Annotated in this window: 17 protein-coding genes; 10 read left to right on the forward strand and 7 right to left on the reverse strand. The window is 61.0% G+C overall.

The features are described from left to right. Positions 1-272 precede the first annotated feature (272 nt). The 6 genes from J1G34_RS26065 to J1G34_RS26090 are packed head-to-tail and all read left to right on the forward strand — an operon-like array spanning position 273 to position 8550. Positions 273-2102 (forward strand): extracellular solute-binding protein, encoded by a 1830-nt coding sequence (locus tag J1G34_RS26065; RefSeq protein ID WP_065936329.1) that lies wholly within the window; start codon positions 273-275, stop codon positions 2100-2102. Next, entirely contained in the window at positions 2099-3937 is a 1839-nt protein-coding gene (locus J1G34_RS26070) for an extracellular solute-binding protein (protein ID WP_222994828.1), read from the forward strand. The genes J1G34_RS26065 and J1G34_RS26070 overlap by 4 nt, the downstream gene beginning before the upstream one ends. Beyond that, positions 3938-5014, forward strand: coding sequence for a microcin C ABC transporter permease YejB (locus J1G34_RS26075; RefSeq protein WP_065895361.1), 1077 nt, complete (start codon positions 3938-3940; stop codon positions 5012-5014). 1 nt (position 5015) lies between these two features. Further along, positions 5016-6035, forward strand: coding sequence for an ABC transporter permease (locus tag J1G34_RS26080; protein WP_017738565.1), 1020 nt, complete (start codon positions 5016-5018; stop codon positions 6033-6035). Between the two features lies 1 nt (position 6036). Next, positions 6037-7638: an ABC transporter ATP-binding protein gene (locus tag J1G34_RS26085; protein ID WP_065933538.1), complete on the forward strand. Its 1602-nt coding sequence runs from the start codon at positions 6037-6039 to the stop codon at positions 7636-7638. Between the two features lie 18 nt (positions 7639-7656). After that, on the forward strand, positions 7657-8550 hold the full coding sequence (locus tag J1G34_RS26090; protein WP_065885242.1) for an AraC family transcriptional regulator: 894 nt from the start codon (positions 7657-7659) through the stop codon (positions 8548-8550). Here the strand turns inward: J1G34_RS26090 and J1G34_RS26095 are convergent. Further along, positions 8492-9079, reverse strand: a complete 588-nt coding sequence (locus J1G34_RS26095; protein WP_065885241.1) for a LysE family translocator — start codon at positions 9077-9079, stop codon at positions 8492-8494. The two genes, J1G34_RS26090 and J1G34_RS26095, sit on opposite strands and share 59 nt — an antisense overlap. A gap of 197 nt (positions 9080-9276) precedes the next feature. Between J1G34_RS26095 and J1G34_RS26100 the strand changes: the two genes are divergently transcribed. Continuing rightward, positions 9277-9714 carry an RrF2 family transcriptional regulator gene (locus J1G34_RS26100; protein WP_065895354.1) on the forward strand — a complete coding sequence of 146 codons (438 nt, stop codon included), beginning with the start codon at positions 9277-9279 and terminating at the stop codon, positions 9712-9714. A gap of 35 nt (positions 9715-9749) precedes the next feature. Here J1G34_RS26100 and J1G34_RS26105 read toward each other — a convergent pair whose 3' ends face one another. Next, positions 9750-10379 carry a ribonuclease T2 family protein gene (locus J1G34_RS26105; RefSeq protein WP_222994829.1) on the reverse strand — a complete coding sequence of 210 codons (630 nt, stop codon included), beginning with the start codon at positions 10377-10379 and terminating at the stop codon, positions 9750-9752. Between the two features lie 45 nt (positions 10380-10424). Further along, positions 10425-11402 (reverse strand): Gfo/Idh/MocA family protein, encoded by a 978-nt coding sequence (locus tag J1G34_RS26110; protein WP_065897068.1) that lies wholly within the window; start codon positions 11400-11402, stop codon positions 10425-10427. Between the two features lie 125 nt (positions 11403-11527). Between J1G34_RS26110 and J1G34_RS26115 the strand changes: the two genes are divergently transcribed. Next, the gene (locus J1G34_RS26115; protein WP_222994830.1) at positions 11528-11890 is read left to right on the forward strand and encodes an NUDIX hydrolase; all 363 of its coding nucleotides are present in this window, start codon (positions 11528-11530) and stop codon (positions 11888-11890) included. A gap of 312 nt (positions 11891-12202) precedes the next feature. Here J1G34_RS26115 and J1G34_RS26120 read toward each other — a convergent pair whose 3' ends face one another. The 4 genes from J1G34_RS26120 to J1G34_RS26135 all read right to left on the reverse strand — a co-directional run bounded on the left by J1G34_RS26120 (position 12203) and on the right by J1G34_RS26135 (position 13858). Beyond that, a complete protein-coding gene (locus tag J1G34_RS26120; RefSeq protein WP_065895350.1) occupies positions 12203-12463 on the reverse strand; it encodes a hypothetical protein in 261 nt (86 codons plus the stop codon). Positions 12464-12466: 3 nt separating this feature from the next. Continuing rightward, positions 12467-12913, reverse strand: a complete 447-nt coding sequence (locus J1G34_RS26125) for a GNAT family N-acetyltransferase (RefSeq protein WP_065885236.1) — start codon at positions 12911-12913, stop codon at positions 12467-12469. 96 nt (positions 12914-13009) lie between these two features. Continuing rightward, on the reverse strand, positions 13010-13339 hold the full coding sequence (locus tag J1G34_RS26130) for a hypothetical protein (protein ID WP_065895349.1): 330 nt from the start codon (positions 13337-13339) through the stop codon (positions 13010-13012). Positions 13340-13420: 81 nt separating this feature from the next. Then, on the reverse strand, positions 13421-13858 hold the full coding sequence (locus J1G34_RS26135; protein WP_122737068.1) for a DUF3995 domain-containing protein: 438 nt from the start codon (positions 13856-13858) through the stop codon (positions 13421-13423). Positions 13859-13951: 93 nt separating this feature from the next. Here J1G34_RS26135 and J1G34_RS26140 point away from each other — a divergent pair, with 93 nt between their 5' ends. Together J1G34_RS26140 and J1G34_RS26145 are read left to right on the forward strand one after the other, a co-directional pair. Next, the gene (locus tag J1G34_RS26140; RefSeq protein ID WP_065895348.1) at positions 13952-14341 is read left to right on the forward strand and encodes a DUF2946 domain-containing protein; all 390 of its coding nucleotides are present in this window, start codon (positions 13952-13954) and stop codon (positions 14339-14341) included. Between the two features lie 92 nt (positions 14342-14433). Next, positions 14434-16560 carry a TonB-dependent receptor gene (locus tag J1G34_RS26145; RefSeq protein ID WP_222994831.1) on the forward strand — a complete coding sequence of 709 codons (2127 nt, stop codon included), beginning with the start codon at positions 14434-14436 and terminating at the stop codon, positions 16558-16560. The last annotated feature ends 826 nt before the right edge of the window (positions 16561-17386 follow it).

A 17386-nucleotide genomic window follows, 5' to 3' on the forward strand; every position in this document is an offset into this window, starting at 1 on the left:
AGCGAGGTGCCGAGTGGTGGGGCAAGAGCGTTTTGCTTACTTTTGCGCTTTTCAAAAGTGAGCCGCTGTAAAAGCGGAACCCTAAGCAGCCGTTACCGCAGAAACGGATATGTACTCGGTCTGATCCAGCATCTTGGTCGGCCCTATGGTCGCCATCGGGGGCAAGCCCCCTCCCACATTGATCTCCATCGTCCCAACTGGCTTTTTCCAACCGGAACAAGCTGTTACTGTACCGATCATAAAGCCCAAGCCGCCCGGATCGGATCTCTGACTTGAAGCGTCCCCTCCTTCTACTAATAAGTCTGGCCTTGAGCTTTGCGGCGAACGCGACGATTACCGAGAGCCACGGTTACGCGCAGTTCGGCACGCTCAAGTACCCGGCCAAATTCACCCATTACGATTGGGTAAACCCTGCAGCGCCCAAAGGCGGCACACTGCGGGTAATGGCCTTTGGCACGTTCGACACCCTCAACCCCTACACCTTCAAGGGCTCCAGCCCGGTTTCCACCCCCAACTTCCTGCAGTACGGCGTCAACGAGCTCAACGAGCCGCTGATGGTCGGCACCGGCCAGTACGCGCCGTCCGGTGACGAGCCGACTTCCAGCTACGGCCTGATTGCCCAATCGGTGGAATACAGCGAAGACCGCAGCTGGGTGGTGTTCAACCTGCGCCACGAGGCGCGTTTTCACGACGGCACGCCGATTACCGCCGATGACGTGGCATTTTCCTATCGCACCCTGTTGACCGAAGGCCACCCGCAGTACCGTACCAACCTGCAGGAAGTGGCGCGGGTCGATGTGCTCAATCGCCATCGCATCCGCTTTGTATTCAAGCGCGCCGGCAACCCGCTGCTGATCCTGCGCCTGGGCGAGTTGCCCGTGCTGCCCCAGCATTACTGGAAGCATCGCGACTTCAAGGCCACCACCTTCGAACCGCCACTGGGCAGCGGGCCGTATCGCATCAGCAAGGTTACTCCTGGTCGCCAGCTGGTGTTCGAACGGGTCAAGGATTACTGGGGCAAGGACCTGCCGGTCAACCAGGGGTTGTATAACTACAACAAGGTCGAGGTGGAGTTCTACCGCGACAGCGACGTCGCCTTTGAAGCCTTCAAGGCGGGCGAATTCGACATTTATATCGAGCACCAGGCAAAAAACTGGACCACCGGCTACAACTTCCCGGCAGTGAATCGCGGTGAGGTCATCAAGGCGCAGATCGCCCACCGGATTCCCACCCAGAGCCAGGGCCTGTTCATCAACAGCCGGCGACCGGCCTTCAGCCAGACCAGGGTGCGCGAAGCCCTGGGGTTGATGTTCGACTTCGAATGGACCAACCGCACCCTGTTCAGCAGCGCCTACAAGCGCGCCTTGAGCTATTACCCCAACAGCGAGTTCTCGGCCACGGGCGTGCCGGTCGGGCACGAGTGGCTGATGCTTTCGCCCTACCGCGAGCAACTGCCGGCCAACCTGTTGACCCAGGCCTTCAGCCTGCCGCAGACCGACGGTCGCGGCATCCCGCGTGAAACCCTGCGCCGTGCCCTGGCCCTGCTTGGCGAGGCCGGATGGAAGCTGTCCGGCCAACGCCTGCTGAACAAGGACGGGCAACCGCTGCGCCTGGAAATCCTGCTGGTCAATCCGAACCTGGAGCGCATCCTGCAGCCCTATGTCGAGAACCTGACCAGTATCGGCATCGACGCGCGCCTGCGCACCGTTGACCGCGCACAGTACAAGCAGCGCCTGGATCAGTTCGACTTCGACATGGTCCTGGTCACCCTCAACCAGACCCTCAGCCCAGGGCTGGAACAATGGCAGTATTTTCATTCCAGCCAGGCCACCATCAAGGGCAGCAAGAATTACGCGGGCATCGCCAACCCCGTGGTCGATCACCTGCTCGAACAACTGCTCGCGGCACAGACCCGCGAAGAACAACTGGCTGCCGGTCGCGCCCTGGACCGGGTGCTGCTCTGGCAGCACTACAGCATTCCCAACTGGTACCTCAACTATCATCGCCTGGCGTACCGCAATCGGTTCGCCTTTGTCACCACGCCGCCCTACAGCCTGGGCTTGAGCGCGTGGTGGCTGAAAGCTTCGGAGAAAGCCCAATGATGTCCTTGCGCAGTACTGTATTGGCCGGCCTGTTGCTGTGCGGCGCGGCCCAGGCCGCCCCGCAACATGCGTTGACGCTCTATAACGAGCCCCCCAAGTACCCCGCCGACTTCAAGCATTTCGACTACGTGAATCCCGACGCCCCCAAAGGCGGTACCTTCCGCGAATCGGCCATGGGTGGCTTCGACAGTCTCAACCCGTATATCAGCAAGGGCGTGCCCGCGGACAATCTGACGCTGATCTACGACACGCTGGCGATGCAGAGCCTGGACGAGCCCATTACCGAATACGGCCTGGTGGCCGGAAAAATCGAGAAGGCCCCCGACAACAGCTGGGTGCGCTTCTACCTGCGCCCCGAGGCACGCTTCCATGACGGCCACCCGATCCGCGCCGAAGACGTAGTGTTCACCTTCCAGACTCTGATCAAGGACGGCACCCCGCTCTACCGCACCTACTACGCCGACGTGGATGAAGTGGTCGCCGAAGACCCGCTGCGGGTGCTGTTCAAATTCAAGCGCACCAACAACCGCGAGCTGCCACTGATCCTCGGGCAATTGCCGGTGCTGCCCAAGCACTGGTGGGCCAACCGCGACTTTTCCAAAGGCAATCTGGAAATACCGCTGGGCAGTGGCCCGTACAAGGTGGCCGAGGTCAAGGCCGGGCGCATGATTCGCTACGAGCGGGTCAAGGACTACTGGGCCAGGGACCTGCCGGTGGCCAAGGGTTTCTATAACTTCGATAACCGCATCACCGATTATTACCGCGACAGCACGGTGTCCCTGGAAGCCCTGAAAGCCGGGCAGTTCGACTATTGGCTGGAGTTCAGCGCGAAAAACTGGGCCAACGCCTACAACATTCCGGCCGTGGCCCAGGGTCGTTTGATCAAGGAAGAAATCCCCAACGGCAACCCCACCGGCATGCAGGGTTTCGTGTTCAACACGCGTAAACCGATGTTCCAGGACGTTCGGGTACGCAAGGCCATCAGCCTGTTGCTGGATTTCGAATGGAGCAACAAACAGCTGTTCAACGGCGCCTACACGCGCACCCGCAGTTACTTCGAGAACTCGGAAATGGCCGCCACCGGCCTGCCCGGCCCGGATGAACTGGCCATTCTCGAACCGCTGCGCGACAAGATCCCCGCCGAGGTCTTCACCCAGGCGTTCGAACCGCCCAAAACCGACGGCAGCGGCATGATCCGCGCGCAGCAGCGCCAGGCGTACCAGTTGCTGCAGGAAGCCGGCTGGAAGATCGTCGATGACAAGATGGTCGACACCACCGGCAAACCGGTGACCATCGAATTCCTGCTGGCCCAGACCGAGTTCGAGCGCATCCTGTTGCCGTTCAAGCGCAACCTGGCCGACCTGGGTATCGACCTGGTGATTCGCCGGGTCGACGTGTCGCAGTTCATCAACCGCCTGCGCTCAAGGGATTTCGACATGCTGGTCGGCAGCTTTCCGCAATCCACTTCGCCGGGTAATGAGCAGCGTGAGTTCTGGAAGTCGTCCAGCGCCGACAAACCGGGCAGCCGCAACTACATGGGGCTCAAGGACCCCGCCGTCGATCAGTTGGTCGAGCAGCTGATCGACGCCGACTCGCGCAAAAGCCTGATCGCCCACGCCAGGGCACTGGACCGCGTGCTGCAGTTTGGCTACTACGTGATTCCCAACTGGCACATCAAGACCTTCCGTGTGGCGTATTGGGACCACCTCGGCCACCCGAAAGTCTCACCGCGCTATGACGTCGGCACCGCCACCTGGTGGGCCAAACCCGACGTCAAACCGGCGGTTCCCCTGGACACCACGCAAAGCGCCGAAGCGGCGAGCGGAGGCGATTGAATGCTGGCCTATATTGTTCGTCGCCTGTTGCTGATCATCCCCACGCTGTTCGGGATCCTGCTGATCAACTTCGTCATCATCCAGGCCGCCCCGGGCGGTCCGGTGGAGCAGATGATCGCCAAGCTCGAAGGCTTTGACGGTGCCACCAGCCGCATTGCCGGTGGCGGCGCCGAGGTTTCGGTGGCCGGCTCCAGCAGCTACCGTGGCGCCCAGGGCCTGGACCCGGCGCTGATCAAGGAAATCGAGAAAATGTACGGTTTCGACAAGTCGGCACCGGAACGCTTGTGGATCATGGTCAAGAACTACGCCCGGCTGGACTTCGGCGACAGCTTCTTCCGTGACGCCAAGGTCATCGACCTGATCAAGGAGAAGATGCCGGTGTCGATTTCCCTCGGGTTGTGGAGCACCCTGATCATGTACCTGGTGTCGATCCCCCTGGGCATCGCCAAGGCCACGCGTCACGGCAGCCACTTCGATGTGTGGACCAGCTCGGCAATCATCGTCGGCTATGCGATCCCGGCGTTCCTGTTCGCCATCCTGCTGATCGTGGTGTTTGCCGGCGGCAGTTACCTGGACTGGTTCCCCTTGCGCGGGCTCACGTCGAACAACTTCGACGAATTGAGTTGGAGCGGCAAAATTCTCGATTACTTCTGGCACCTGGCCCTGCCCGTGACCGCCCTGGTGATCGGCAACTTCGCCACCATGACCCTGCTGACCAAGAACAGCTTTCTCGACGAGATCAACAAACAGTACGTGGTCACCGCCAAGGCCAAGGGCCTGACCAACCACCGCGTGCTCTACGGCCATGTGTTTCGCAACGCGATGCTGCTGGTGATCGCCGGTTTCCCCTCGGCCTTTATCGGTATCTTCTTTACCGGCTCGTTGCTGGTGGAAGTGATCTTCTCCCTCGATGGCCTGGGCCTGATGAGCTTTGAAGCGGCGATCAACCGCGACTATCCGGTGGTGTTCGGTACGCTGTTTATCTTTACCCTGCTGGGGCTGATCGTGAAACTGATCGGCGACCTCACCTACACCCTGGTCGATCCGCGGATCGACTTCGCCAGCCGGGAGCATTGAGATGAACCTGTCCCCCCTCAATCGCCGCCGGTTCGAGCGGTTCAAGGCGAACAAGCGTGGCTGGTGGTCGCTGTGGCTGTTCCTGATCCTGTTCGTGCTGAGCCTGGGCGCCGAATTGATTGCCAACGACAAGCCCCTGGCCGTGCACTTTGACGGCGACTGGTATTTCCCGGCGCTCAAGCGCTACCCGGAAACCACCTTCGGCGGCGAGTTCCCCCTGGAAGCCAACTACAAGAGCCCGTATATCCAGGAACTGCTCAAGGCCAAGGATGCCTGGACCTTGTGGGCACCGATCCCGTTCAGCTACCAGAGCATCAACTACGACCTGAAAGTGCCGGCCCCCGCGCCGCCGTCGAGCGTCAACCTGCTGGGCACCGATGACCAGGGCCGCGATGTCCTGGCGCGGGTCATCTACGGGTTTCGCGTATCGGTGCTGTTCGCGTTGACGCTGACCGTGCTCAGCTCGATCATCGGCGTGATCGCCGGCGCCCTGCAGGGTTTCTATGGCGGCTGGGTGGACCTGGCTGGGCAACGCTTCCTGGAGATCTGGTCCGGGTTGCCGGTGCTGTACCTGCTGATCATTCTCGCCAGCTTCGTGCAGCCCAACTTCTGGTGGCTGCTGGGCATCATGCTGTTGTTCTCGTGGATGAGCCTGGTGGACGTGGTGCGTGCCGAGTTCCTGCGCGGGCGCAACCTCGAATACGTGCGCGCGGCCCGCGCGCTGGGCATGCAGAACGGCGCGATCATGTTCCGCCATATCCTGCCCAATGCGATGGTCTCGACCATGACGTTCATGCCGTTCATCCTCACCGGCGCCATCGGCACCCTCACCGCCCTGGACTTCCTGGGTTTCGGCCTGCCGGCCGGCTCACCGTCACTGGGCGAACTGGTGGCCCAGGGCAAATCCAACCTGCAGGCGCCGTGGCTGGGCATGAGCGCGTTCGCCGTGCTGGCGATCATGTTGAGCCTGCTGGTGTTTATCGGCGAGTCCGCTCGCGACGCCTTCGACCCGAGGAAATGAGATGAATCAGGACAATCTGATCGAAATCCGCGACCTCAGTGTCGAGTTCGTCACGGGCGAGCATCAGCATCGCGTGGTCAATCACGTCAGCTTCGATATCAAACGCGGCGAAACCCTGGCCCTGGTCGGCGAAAGCGGCTCGGGCAAATCGGTGACGGCGCATTCGATCCTGCGCCTCTTGCCCTACCCTCTGGCCCGGCACCCCTCCGGTACCATCAACTACGCCGGGCAAGACCTGCTGACGCTCAAGGAAAAGACCCTGCGGCACATTCGCGGCAACCGCATCGCGATGATCTTCCAGGAGCCGATGACCTCGTTGAACCCGCTGCACTGCATCGAAAAACAGATCAATGAAGTGCTCGGCCTGCACAAGGGCCTCACCGGCAAGGTCGCCACCCGGCGCACCCTGGAACTGCTGGAACTGGTGGGCATTCCCGAACCGCACAAACGCCTCAAGGCGCTGCCCCACGAACTCTCCGGAGGCCAGCGTCAGCGCGTGATGATCGCCATGGCCCTGGCCAACGAGCCGGAACTGCTGATTGCCGATGAGCCGACCACGGCCCTCGACGTGACGGTGCAATTGAAAATCCTGGAACTGCTCAAGGAACTGCAGGCGCGCCTGGGCATGGCGTTGCTGTTGATCAGCCACGACCTGAACCTGGTCCGCCGGATCGCTCACCGTGTGTGCGTGATGCAACAGGGCTGCATCGTCGAACAGGCCGACTGCGAGACGCTGTTCCAGGCGCCGCAACACCCTTACACCCAGGAACTGCTGGCGGCCGAGCCCAGTGGCGGGCCGGCCGGCAACGCCGTGGGGCCAACGCTGCTGGAAGTGGACGACCTGAAAGTCTGGTTCCCGATCAAAAAAGGCTTTTTGCGCAACACCGTCGATTACGTCAAGGCCGTGGACGGCATCAACTTCAGCCTGCCCCAGGGGCAGACCCTGGGCATCGTCGGCGAAAGCGGCTCGGGCAAATCCACCTTGGGCCTGGCGATCCTGCGCTTGATTGGCAGCCAGGGCGGGATTCGCTTCGAAGGCCAGCAGCTTGATCGCCTCACCCAGCAACAGGTACGCCCGCTGCGCCGGGAAATGCAGGTGGTGTTCCAGGACCCCTTCGGCAGCCTGAGCCCGCGCATGTGCGTCAGCGAGATCGTCGGCGAAGGGTTGCGCATTCACAAGATGGGCACGCCGGCCGAGCAGGAAGCCGCGATCATCGCCGCGCTCAAGGAGGTCGGCCTGGACCCGCAATCGCGGCATCGCTACCCCCATGAGTTTTCCGGTGGCCAGCGCCAGCGCATCGCCATTGCCCGCGCCCTGGTGCTCAAGCCGCGCCTGATCCTGCTGGACGAACCGACGTCGGCGCTGGACCGTACGGTGCAACGCCAGGTGGTGGAACTGCTGCGCAGCTTGCAGGCCAAGTACAACCTGACGTACCTGTTCATCAGCCATGACCTGGCGGTGGTCAAGGCGCTGAGTCATCAGTTGATGGTGGTCAAGCAGGGCCAGGTCGTGGAGCAAGGGGATGCCGCGACGATTTTCGCCAACCCGCAACATGCCTATACTCGGCAATTGCTGGAAGCGGCCTTTCTGGTGCCCGCATAACAGGCAGGAGCCCTCGCCATGTCGTTGAACAGCCCCGCTCACCCTGCGCACTCGCCGCGTTTCTGGCGCGACGAGCGTCTGCCGTTCATCGAGGCGCGCACCATTGCCGATGGGCGCAAGGTCACCTACACCCGCCACGCCCATGAGCATTTTTCCATTGGCGCTATCACCGCCGGGCGCAGCTATTACCACTATGGCGAACAGACCTTCGTGATCAGCGCCGGCACCGTGGTGTTGATGAACCCCGGCGACGTGCATGCGTGCAATCCCATCGAAAACGAGCATTGGTCCTACCATATGCTCTACCTCGACACGCCCTGGCTGACCGACCTGCAGCATCAGTTGGGTTTCAGCACCGACCAGGGTTACCGTGCGTTCAACACGCCCCATACGCGGGACACCGCGTTGTACAACGGCTTGCTGGCGCTGTACCGGCTGTTGGTGGATGAACGGGCCGAACTGCTGCACAAGCAGAGCGCGCTGGTGGGCTACTTCAGCGAAGTGCAGCAACGCCTGAACCCTTCCCTCACCCCCATGCGCGAGGTCAATCACAAGCTGGAGCGGGCCGCCGACTACATCCGTGAACACTGTACCGAGGCCTTGAAGCTCGAGGACATTTGCCTCGCGGCCGAGCTGTCGCCGTCCTACCTGATCCGCGCCTTCAAGCACTATTACGGGCTGACGCCCCATGCGTTCCTGGTCAACCACCGCATCCAGTTCGCCCGCACTCAACTGCGCAATGGCGCGCTGATCGCCGATGTCGCCCTGGCCGCAGGCTTTGCCGACCAGGCGCATTTCCAGCGTGCGTTCAAGCAGCATTTCGCCGCCACGCCCGGGCAATACCGCGAAACGCTCAAGCCATCAGCAAATAACCCACACTGGCCACCAGCAACGCGGCCATGGAGCGGTTGAAGACTCTGACCCCCTTGGGATTGTGCAGGTAGCGCCGCAGAAAGGTTCCGGCGTAGGCCCAGCACGCCACCGACAGGTAGCAGATCACCAGATAGAGGCTGGCAAACAGCCAGACTTGCCTGGCCTCGCCGTCCGCCGCAAACAACCCCATCCCCGCCACACAGGCCAGCCAGGCTTTGGGGTTGAGCCACTGCATGATCGCGCCATACAGCATCGAGGGCGCAGTGGCGGCGCCATCGGCGTGCAACTGCCCATCATCCACGGCAAGCTTCCAGGCCATGTACAACAAGAATGCCACGCCGCCCCATTGGATCAGTTGGGTCAGGATCGGCCAGCGCAGCAGCACTTCGTGCAAGCCCAGGCCGATCAACACCAGCAGCAATGTGAAGCCGACAGCCGCGCCAAGCACGTGCTTCTGGCTCGCGGCAAACCCGAAGCGCGCGCCGGCACTCAAGGCGACCACATTGACCGGTCCCGGCGTGATGGACGTGGCCAGGGCGAAGGCGGCCATGGAAAGAGTCAAGCTCATTGCAGCTCCTTATGTGATGCCAAACGAAGTCGGGTTCACGATAAGGGGATAGACGTTCAGCGTATTGAACAAAATGACCTTTTTGCCTCGTAGCGCCGCGCCCTCGGCGACAGTGACATGAAATTAACGCGTCAAGCGTCTCGCACCTTTTCAGGTTACGGAAGATACTGTGCGTCGAACCGATTGGGAATGACTGAATGAGAAACGACACCCGGCTTTCGCGCATGCTGCACGTATTGATCCATATGGGACGCCATGAAGAACGAGCCACGTCGCAGACCATTGCCCGGATGCTGGGCACTAACCCTGTGGTGGTGCGGCGCACGCTCGGCCTGCTCAAGGAAAAGGGCTACGTATGCTCGGAAAAGGGTCACCAGGGGGGTTGGACCCTGGGCAAGCCCTTGAGTGAAATCACCTTGCTGGAGATTCACAATGCCCTGGGTACGCCGTCGATCTTTGCCATCGGCCTGTCCACCGATCACCCCCAATGCCTGGTCGAACAGGCCGTCAACGCGGCATTGACGGACGCCTTCGCCCAGGCCCAGGCCGTGCTTTTGAAGCGCCTGGGCGACGTGACCCTTGCGCAGTTGGCAGACGATTTCGATGAGCGCTATCGGGTGGCGATGCAGCCATGAAAAACGCCGCAGCCCTTGATCTGGCTCAACACTGCTCAGCGCTGGGCGGGGATGCGGATATCGCCATCCCGGCACTGGCTTTTCACACTGCGTGGGCAGCCGGCGAAGGCCAGGTCCTTGGTCAGGCATACCCGCACCTCAGACAACACCTTGCCTTTGCAGATGACGGCCATGCCGTGGTTGCCCATGCGCGGGTTGCTGTCGCGAAACAATGCCTCGATCTCGCCGGACGACAACGACGGTGGCGTGTTGAACGGCTGCAGTTGTTGCGGAATGACCACCGCGCCCAACGCCGTGTCGGACTTTTCCAAATACTCCATCGGCTCAAGCCCGCTGCAGGTCCCATGTTTGGCCCATTCGTGCTTGAGCAACGCACGCGAAGGGAACAGCGTGGCGCCTTTTTCCAGCGCTTCATCGCTCAACCGCGATTGCGTCGCGCAGGACGCCGGCCACCCGCCTTTGGCATATTGCGGCCACAGTCCATGCAGTACAAAGCCGTAGCCTTTGCCCGAACATTGCTCATTGTTCGGGTGCGTCAGGCAAAACGTCGGCGACCATGACAGCGACAACACATAAAAATCAAATTCCCCCGCCTGCCCCTGACTGCGCGGCGCCGCCGTCGCGCCAGTCACGATCAACAGCCACAACAGCATCCAGTATTTCATCGCGATATCCTTCCAAAAAAATGAAGCATCACGCTATCGCGATGACTAAGGGTGTTGGGAGTAACGTTGTAGCACCTTGTCCAGGATGCGATCGGTCTTCAACGCCTCGATCGCCAGCGAAGGGTGTTTGGCATCGCCCCGGATATGGGCATTCATCGCCAGGACGTGGTGCCATTGGATATGCGCATGGCACGGCACCTCCAGCACCTCGTCGGTCTCCCCTTCGAGGCGCAGCGGCTGGTCTTCGAATACCGCAAACGTGATGCGCCCACGGCTGCCGATCAGCTCGACCCGGTCTTCGCGGCGGTCAGCGACAAAGTTCCAGCAGCCCATGCCCAATGCGCCACTGGCGAAGGTCCAGCAGGCCGTCACTGCGTCCTCCGCCGCATAGCGTCCGGCCTGCCGCGCGGTAAAGCCCGAGACTTCGACGATATCGCCCGCCAGGTACTGGAACAGGTCGAAGCCGTGGCTGGCCAGGTCGGCAAAGTAACCACCGCCGGCAATCGCAGGATCCGTGCGCCAGTTGGCCGGGTGGGTGTCTGCCGGCGCTGCGGGCTTGCACAGGGTCCAGATCAGGTGGCGCAACTCGCCGATACGGCCTTCCTGCAACCAGGTGCGCACCTGCTGGAAGCGCGGCAATGAGCGCCGATAGTAGGAGACGAACAGATGCAACCCGGCGCGCTCGAAGGTGCGCTGCATCAGCGCACTTTGTTCGGCGTTCAACGCCATGGGCTTTTCGACGCAGCAATGCTTGCCCGCCGCCGCCACCATCAAGCTGTACTCAAGGTGGCTGTCGGGTGGCGTGGCGATGTACACCGCGTCCACCTCGGGGTCGTCGATCAGGGCTTGGGCATCGGTGTAGAAGCGGGCAATGCCATGGCGTGTAGCATAATCGCGCACGGCTTCCTCACGGCGTCCCATCACGGCCACCAGGGCCGAACCTGGCGCTTTGTAGAAAGCCGGTCCACTCTTCAGTTCGGTCACACTGCCACAGCCGATCATGCCCCAACGTACGGTGCTCATCTGCTCTCCTCGTTCGTTCAAGTCAGTCGGGCAGTATCCACATACACGACCCGACGCGCCATAACCACTTAGCATGACAATTGCATTACACTTTTATGACAACTATCCCGTAGCAGGTATAAACGATGAAAATACGGGCCACCGTCATCTGCGAACACGAAGGGCACATCCTCTTTGTGCGCAAGGCCAGATCGAAATGGGCATTGCCGGGCGGCAAGGTAGAGCGTGGTGAACGCCCGGTAGGCGCGGCGCAACGCGAGCTGGAAGAAGAGACGGGGTTGAACGTGGACGGCTTGCTGTACCTGCAGGAGCTCATGGCCCGCGACACCGTGCATCATGTGTTTGAAGCGTCGGTCGTGAATATCGACGAGGCACGGCCGTGCAACGAGATCGTCGAATGCCAGTGGTACGCCTACGGCACCCTCGACGAATTGGACACTACCGACGCCACCCGACACATCGTCAAGTCCTTTCTGCGCCGCCTCTGATACGGCGCTCTGACGGGCGAGTTGTGTCGGCACAGGGGGGCGAAGATCAAATTCCGGGCAAAAAAAATCCCAAGTAGCTGATGGAAACTTGGGATTTAAAAATGCATAAACCGTGGGAGGTGAACGCCCGGCTATAGTAGCGACTGCAAAATCGGCTCACAAGATTATTTTATTCCTTTCGTCGGATTAAACCGTTGTAAGTCATTCAATAACCACATGTTTTTTAAGGTGAGAGGCCTGTTTTTGCCACTTTTTGGTGCAAGTTAGCGAGCGATACCGAACTTAATCCATCTTATAAAATAAGGTTATTACTTATTCCACTTTTACGCGGTTTAAAAACTCTACGTTCAATTGCCTGCATGCCTGGCCAAGTTCGACATGGGTTGAGGCGTTCGCACCGGCGACCCGCTTCAGACGAACGCACAACGCCAACTGCTCGGCGGCGGCTTCACGCTGGCGGTCCGCCTCGGCATTGAGTTGTACAAAATAGAACCCCAGCAGCGCCGCAACCCCCAGCACGCCCACCACGAAGTTGCGCAAGCTGTTGGCTGACTGGGAGACCGAAGCGCTCATGAGTCAGCGCGCCCTGCGCTTTTCGTAACGGACGTCGTCACCGTCTGCAACGCCAGCGTTCAGCCAACCCAGGCGCTGATAGAACCCGTTGGCGCGGATCTCATCGCGGCCATCGGTGATGAGGTACAGGCGGTCGTGATGTTCGAACAATGCCGCCTCGGCTTCGGCCATCAACTGCCGGCCCAGCCCAAGGTTCTCGTGCGTGGGCAACACGAACATCGCGAACACCTCGCCAGCCTCCAGATCGACCATGGAAAAGGCCGCCGCCTGGCCGTCCACTTCCGCGACCCAGGCGCACGGGGCTGTGCGCAGAGTGTCGGTCAGTGCCTGCGGTGTGATCCCCAGGTCAGCCATCTGTTCGACACTCAGGTGGTTTTGCACCACAGACGTACGGATTGTAATGAGCGTGTCGACGTCATCGACGGTCGCCGCTCGAATAAGCACATGCATACACGCCTCCCGATCAAGGAGGTGATTGTATGCAAATACTTACACGGCATTTGTCGTGGATTTGTAAACCGCTGCGCAGGAACCTGCGACAGGCGCTTATTTGCGCGCCACTTTATAGCGCAGGCAATCCTGGTAGAAACTCTGGCGAATCGCCTCGGGCTTGAGCCGTGAGCGGCTGTCATAGGTCTGCTCGGTAATGCCCATGGCCATCATGCGCATCCACGATTTGTTGAACTTGAGGGTCTGGATCTTCTGCCGCGCGGCGTACAGCGACACCCCCGAGAGCTTCAATTCCTGGGCCCTGGCGGCTGTGCCCGCGCCCCAGCTGCACATATATTTGTCGCCCTCGCGCAGCTCTCGTGCCTGCACGGCTGCCGCGCCGCCGGCCAGTGAACAAGCAACCAGCATGATTCCCACAGTGCGCATTGGCTTCCTCACCTAACCACCTGAAATAAAAGCGATTCTGGCGAGAATTTTGTTACAGAGGGGCCATCAGATTGCCTTATCTCAGGCCCATGCCACTACCAACAGGCCAGCGCCCAGCACCAGGCACAGCGGCGAATAAAAATAGGTGTCCAGCCTGGCGAACCTTGAGCCCACCACCTTTTTGAAGAACCCCACCAACTCCGAATCGCCGATTGCCCTGGCAAACATCACCACGGCAATCGCACTGATCCCCCATTGCAGCGCCCCATGGGACACCGGCGAAAAATACAGTCCGGCACGCAGGCAGACCAGCAGCGCAATCGCCACCAATCCCAGCGCCACCAGGAACGTACCCATCGCCGAAGGCTTGAAAGCCGGCCTTGGCCCGCCGGCGAATTCGCCGGGTAATTGCGGTATGGCGGCCAGGCTGCCGAATTTTCCGCCGGCGGCCCAGTACAAATGCACCATGCTGATGCAGGTGAAAATCCCGACGATCCAGCGCGCAACGACGAAGCTCATGGCGGGCGTCCCCAGAAATGGTGGGAATGAGCATAGACGCCCTGATATTTTTTGCAGGTATTTCGTCGGCAGCTGATGTTAAAGTGCCGCCCCATGAAACTTGCCCGAACCGACCGCTCGCTCATTGCCTGGATGCTGTATGGCTGCGTCCTGTTCAATGTGTTCGCCTGCAGCATCGGGCACGGGCAAATGGTCGGGATGCAGCTCAACGGCATCAGCGGTCAGTTCTGTACGGTCGACCCGCGCACCCAGGCGCCCGTGCAATCAAACTCTACCGATGAGAGCCTGCCAACATTGTCCAAGGCGTTCGGTTGCCCCCTGTGCTCCACCGGCGGCATGGGCCCTGCGCTCAGCAGTCACCTGAATGTAGCGGTGTTGCCACAGCCGCACGCCCCGCCTGCGGCCGTGGTACTTGCCGCCGACATCCCCGCCCGTCTCACCTGGCCCACGGCCCACCCGCGCGCGCCGCCCGCCTTCGCCTGATCCCTGCGCTGTCCCTCTGCACTGCCCCTGTTTCCATGCGGAAATACGCGCGGTCGTGTGTTGTTTTCACGCCAAGTTTTCAGGATTCAACCATGAAACATTTACCCTTGCTGGCGGGCCTGTGCGGCTGCCTGCCTGTTTGCGCCCCAGCCCTTGAGCTGACCCCGACCACCATCGAAGGCGAGCAAACCGTCGATCCCGGCCTGGCCCTGGATCAACCCAGCGGCATGGCGTCGCGGCTGGGATTGAGCATGCGCGAAACCCCGGCGTCGGTGGCCATTGCCACGCGCAACGACATCGAGCGCCATGGCGCCAAGACCTTTCGCGATGCGGCCAATACCCTACCCGGCGTCAACGCCAGCGCGCCACCGGGCTTTGGCGGGTTCGTCTCATACCGTGGGTTCACCAGCAGCCAGATCACCCAGATGTTCAACGGTATCAACGTCGCCACCGGCCTGGCGCGGCCGGTGGACGCGTGGATCTACGACCGTGTCGAACTGGTCGGCGGTCCCTCCTCCCTGATCAATGGCGCAGGCTCCGTAGGCGGTTCGCTGAACTACGTGACCAGGCTGGCCAGCCGTGAGGAACACGCCGTCGAAGGCCAGTTGACCTATGGCAGCCATGACACCGCCGGCCTGGCGTTGGGCCTGAACCATGCGCTCACCGAGCCCGGCGCCGAGGTGCAGCATTACGCACGCCTGGATGTGAGCCGCAACACCCAGCACAGCTACATCGACCGCGACCAGCGCGAGGCCTGGAGCGTGGCGTTTTCCCTGCTCAGCGACCTGACCCCGGACCTGTCCCACACCCTGGCGCTGGAATATCAGGACGAGCACGAAGACAGCCCCTACTGGGGCACCCCGGTGCTCAACCCCAAGGCCGGCGAGCTGAAGATCGACCGGCACAACCGCTTCAACAACTACAACGTCGCGGACGGTCGCTATGAGCAGCGCACACGCTGGGCACGCTCGATCATTGACTACCGGATCAACGACAGCACCACCCTGAAAAACACCCTCTACCACCTCGACAGCCAGCGCGATTACCGCAACCTGGAAACCTACCAGTACAACGCCGACAACAGCGCGGTGAACCGCTCCACCGCCTATCAGGTGCGGCATCAGGGTGAGCAGAACGGCAACCAGTTCGAGCTGCGCCATGAGGACGCCGTCTTCGGCCTGGCCACCACCTGGTCCGCAGGCTTCGAATACAAGGTCAACAGCACCACCAACAGCCCGTTGAACGTGCCGGGCAACAGCACCGTCGAGCCGAACGGCTATCAGCCCGGCCATTTCTACGACATACCGGGCACCCGACCCGGTTTTGTCAAAGACAAGACCAGTGCAGTGACTACAAAAGCGCTGTTCGTGGAAAACCGCCTGGGCTTGACCGACACCTTGTCGCTGCTCACCGGCCTGCGCTACGACGCCATCGACCTGGACGTGACCAACCACAGGACGGTGACAGCCGCCAACCCCAGGCACCTCCAGCGCAGTTGGGAACCGGTGACCGGGCGCGTGGGTTTGACCTACCAGTTCATGCCCTCCGCCAACGTCTACGTGCAATACAGCACCGCCGCCGAACAGCCGAGCACCACGACTCAGGTGTTCGACGTATCGACCGGCAAGCAATGGGAAATAGGCAGCAAGTTCGACTACCTCGAAGGCCGTGGCGCCGCCACGCTTGCCGTGTACAGGATCGAGCGCAAGGACTTTGCGGTAACCGACCCACTGGACCCCACCCGCAGCATTCCCGTGGGTGCGCAGTCATCCAGGGGCATCGAACTGGCCAGTTCGCTGCGCATCACCCCCCGATTGCTGGCTGAAGGCAACATCGCCTGGGTCGACGCGCAATACGACGACTTCAACGAGAAAACCGCCAGCGGCTCCGTGGTGTCGCGTCAAGGCAATACACCGACCAACGTGCCCAAGCGCGTGGGCAATCTATGGCTGACCTATGACTTTTCAGAAAATTGGCAAGGCGGCGTCGACGCGCGCCATGTCGCCCAGGTGTATGCCGACAATGCCAACACCCAGACGGTACCGGCCTACACGCTGTTTGGCAGTTTTCTGCGCTATAAAGTGGACACACATACCTCGATAACCGGCCGGGTGCGCAACCTGACCAATGAGGTGTATGCCGAATTCGCCCACGTATCACCGGCGTATTACCTCGGCTCACCGCGAACGTTCGAGGTGGCTGTACAAACCCGATTCTAACGCTGGAATACAAACAATGTGGGAGGGGGCTTGCCCCCGATTGCAGTGTGTCAGCTTGCACATCAGTGTCTGGCTGACTGCTATCGGAGCATAGGTAACTACACAACTTTCCAGACCGTAGCAGCCAACGGTAACCACGATGCGAAGCGAGTCGCTCTTGATCTTAGGCGCCCCGCTAAACCACCCTGGCCGAACGCAGGCTTGAATCCGTGGGTCGCAGTCAGGGCGGAACCCTAAGGAGCCGTTACCGTACTCGGTCTGATCCAGCATCCTGGTCGGCTCTGAGGCCGCCATCGGGGGCAAGCCCCCTCCCACATTTGGATTGCAGTGCAACAGTCAGATAGCTATTGGCTGTCTGGCCGTCATGGGAGCAAGCCTCCACATTTGGATTGCAGTGCATCAGTCAGATAGCTATAGGCTGTCCGACCGTCATGGGAGCACGCGCAAAAAATGTGGGAGGGGGCTTGCCCCCGATTGCAGTGTGTCAGCTTGCACATCGGTATCTGGCTGACTGCAATCGGAGCATAGGTATCTACACAACGTTCCAGACCGTAGCAGCCAACGGTAACCACGATGCGAAGCGAGTCGCTCTTGATCTTGATCTGCTTGTGATCTCAGGCGCCCCGTTAAACCACGCTGGCCGAACGCAGGCTTGAATCCGTGGGTAACCCGGCAGGACGCCGGGTTAGCCGCACTGGGCCAGGGACGGCCCATTGCGGCGGCCCACGGATTCAAGCCTGCGTTCGGGCACACCGAGCCTGGGCGAGGTGCCGAGTGGTGGGGCAAGAGCGTTTTGCTTACTTTTGCGCTTTTCAAAAGTGAGCCG

Source organism: Pseudomonas sp. Wu6, from assembly GCF_019891515.1.
Taxonomy (GTDB): domain Bacteria; phylum Pseudomonadota; class Gammaproteobacteria; order Pseudomonadales; family Pseudomonadaceae; genus Aquipseudomonas; species Aquipseudomonas orientalis_A.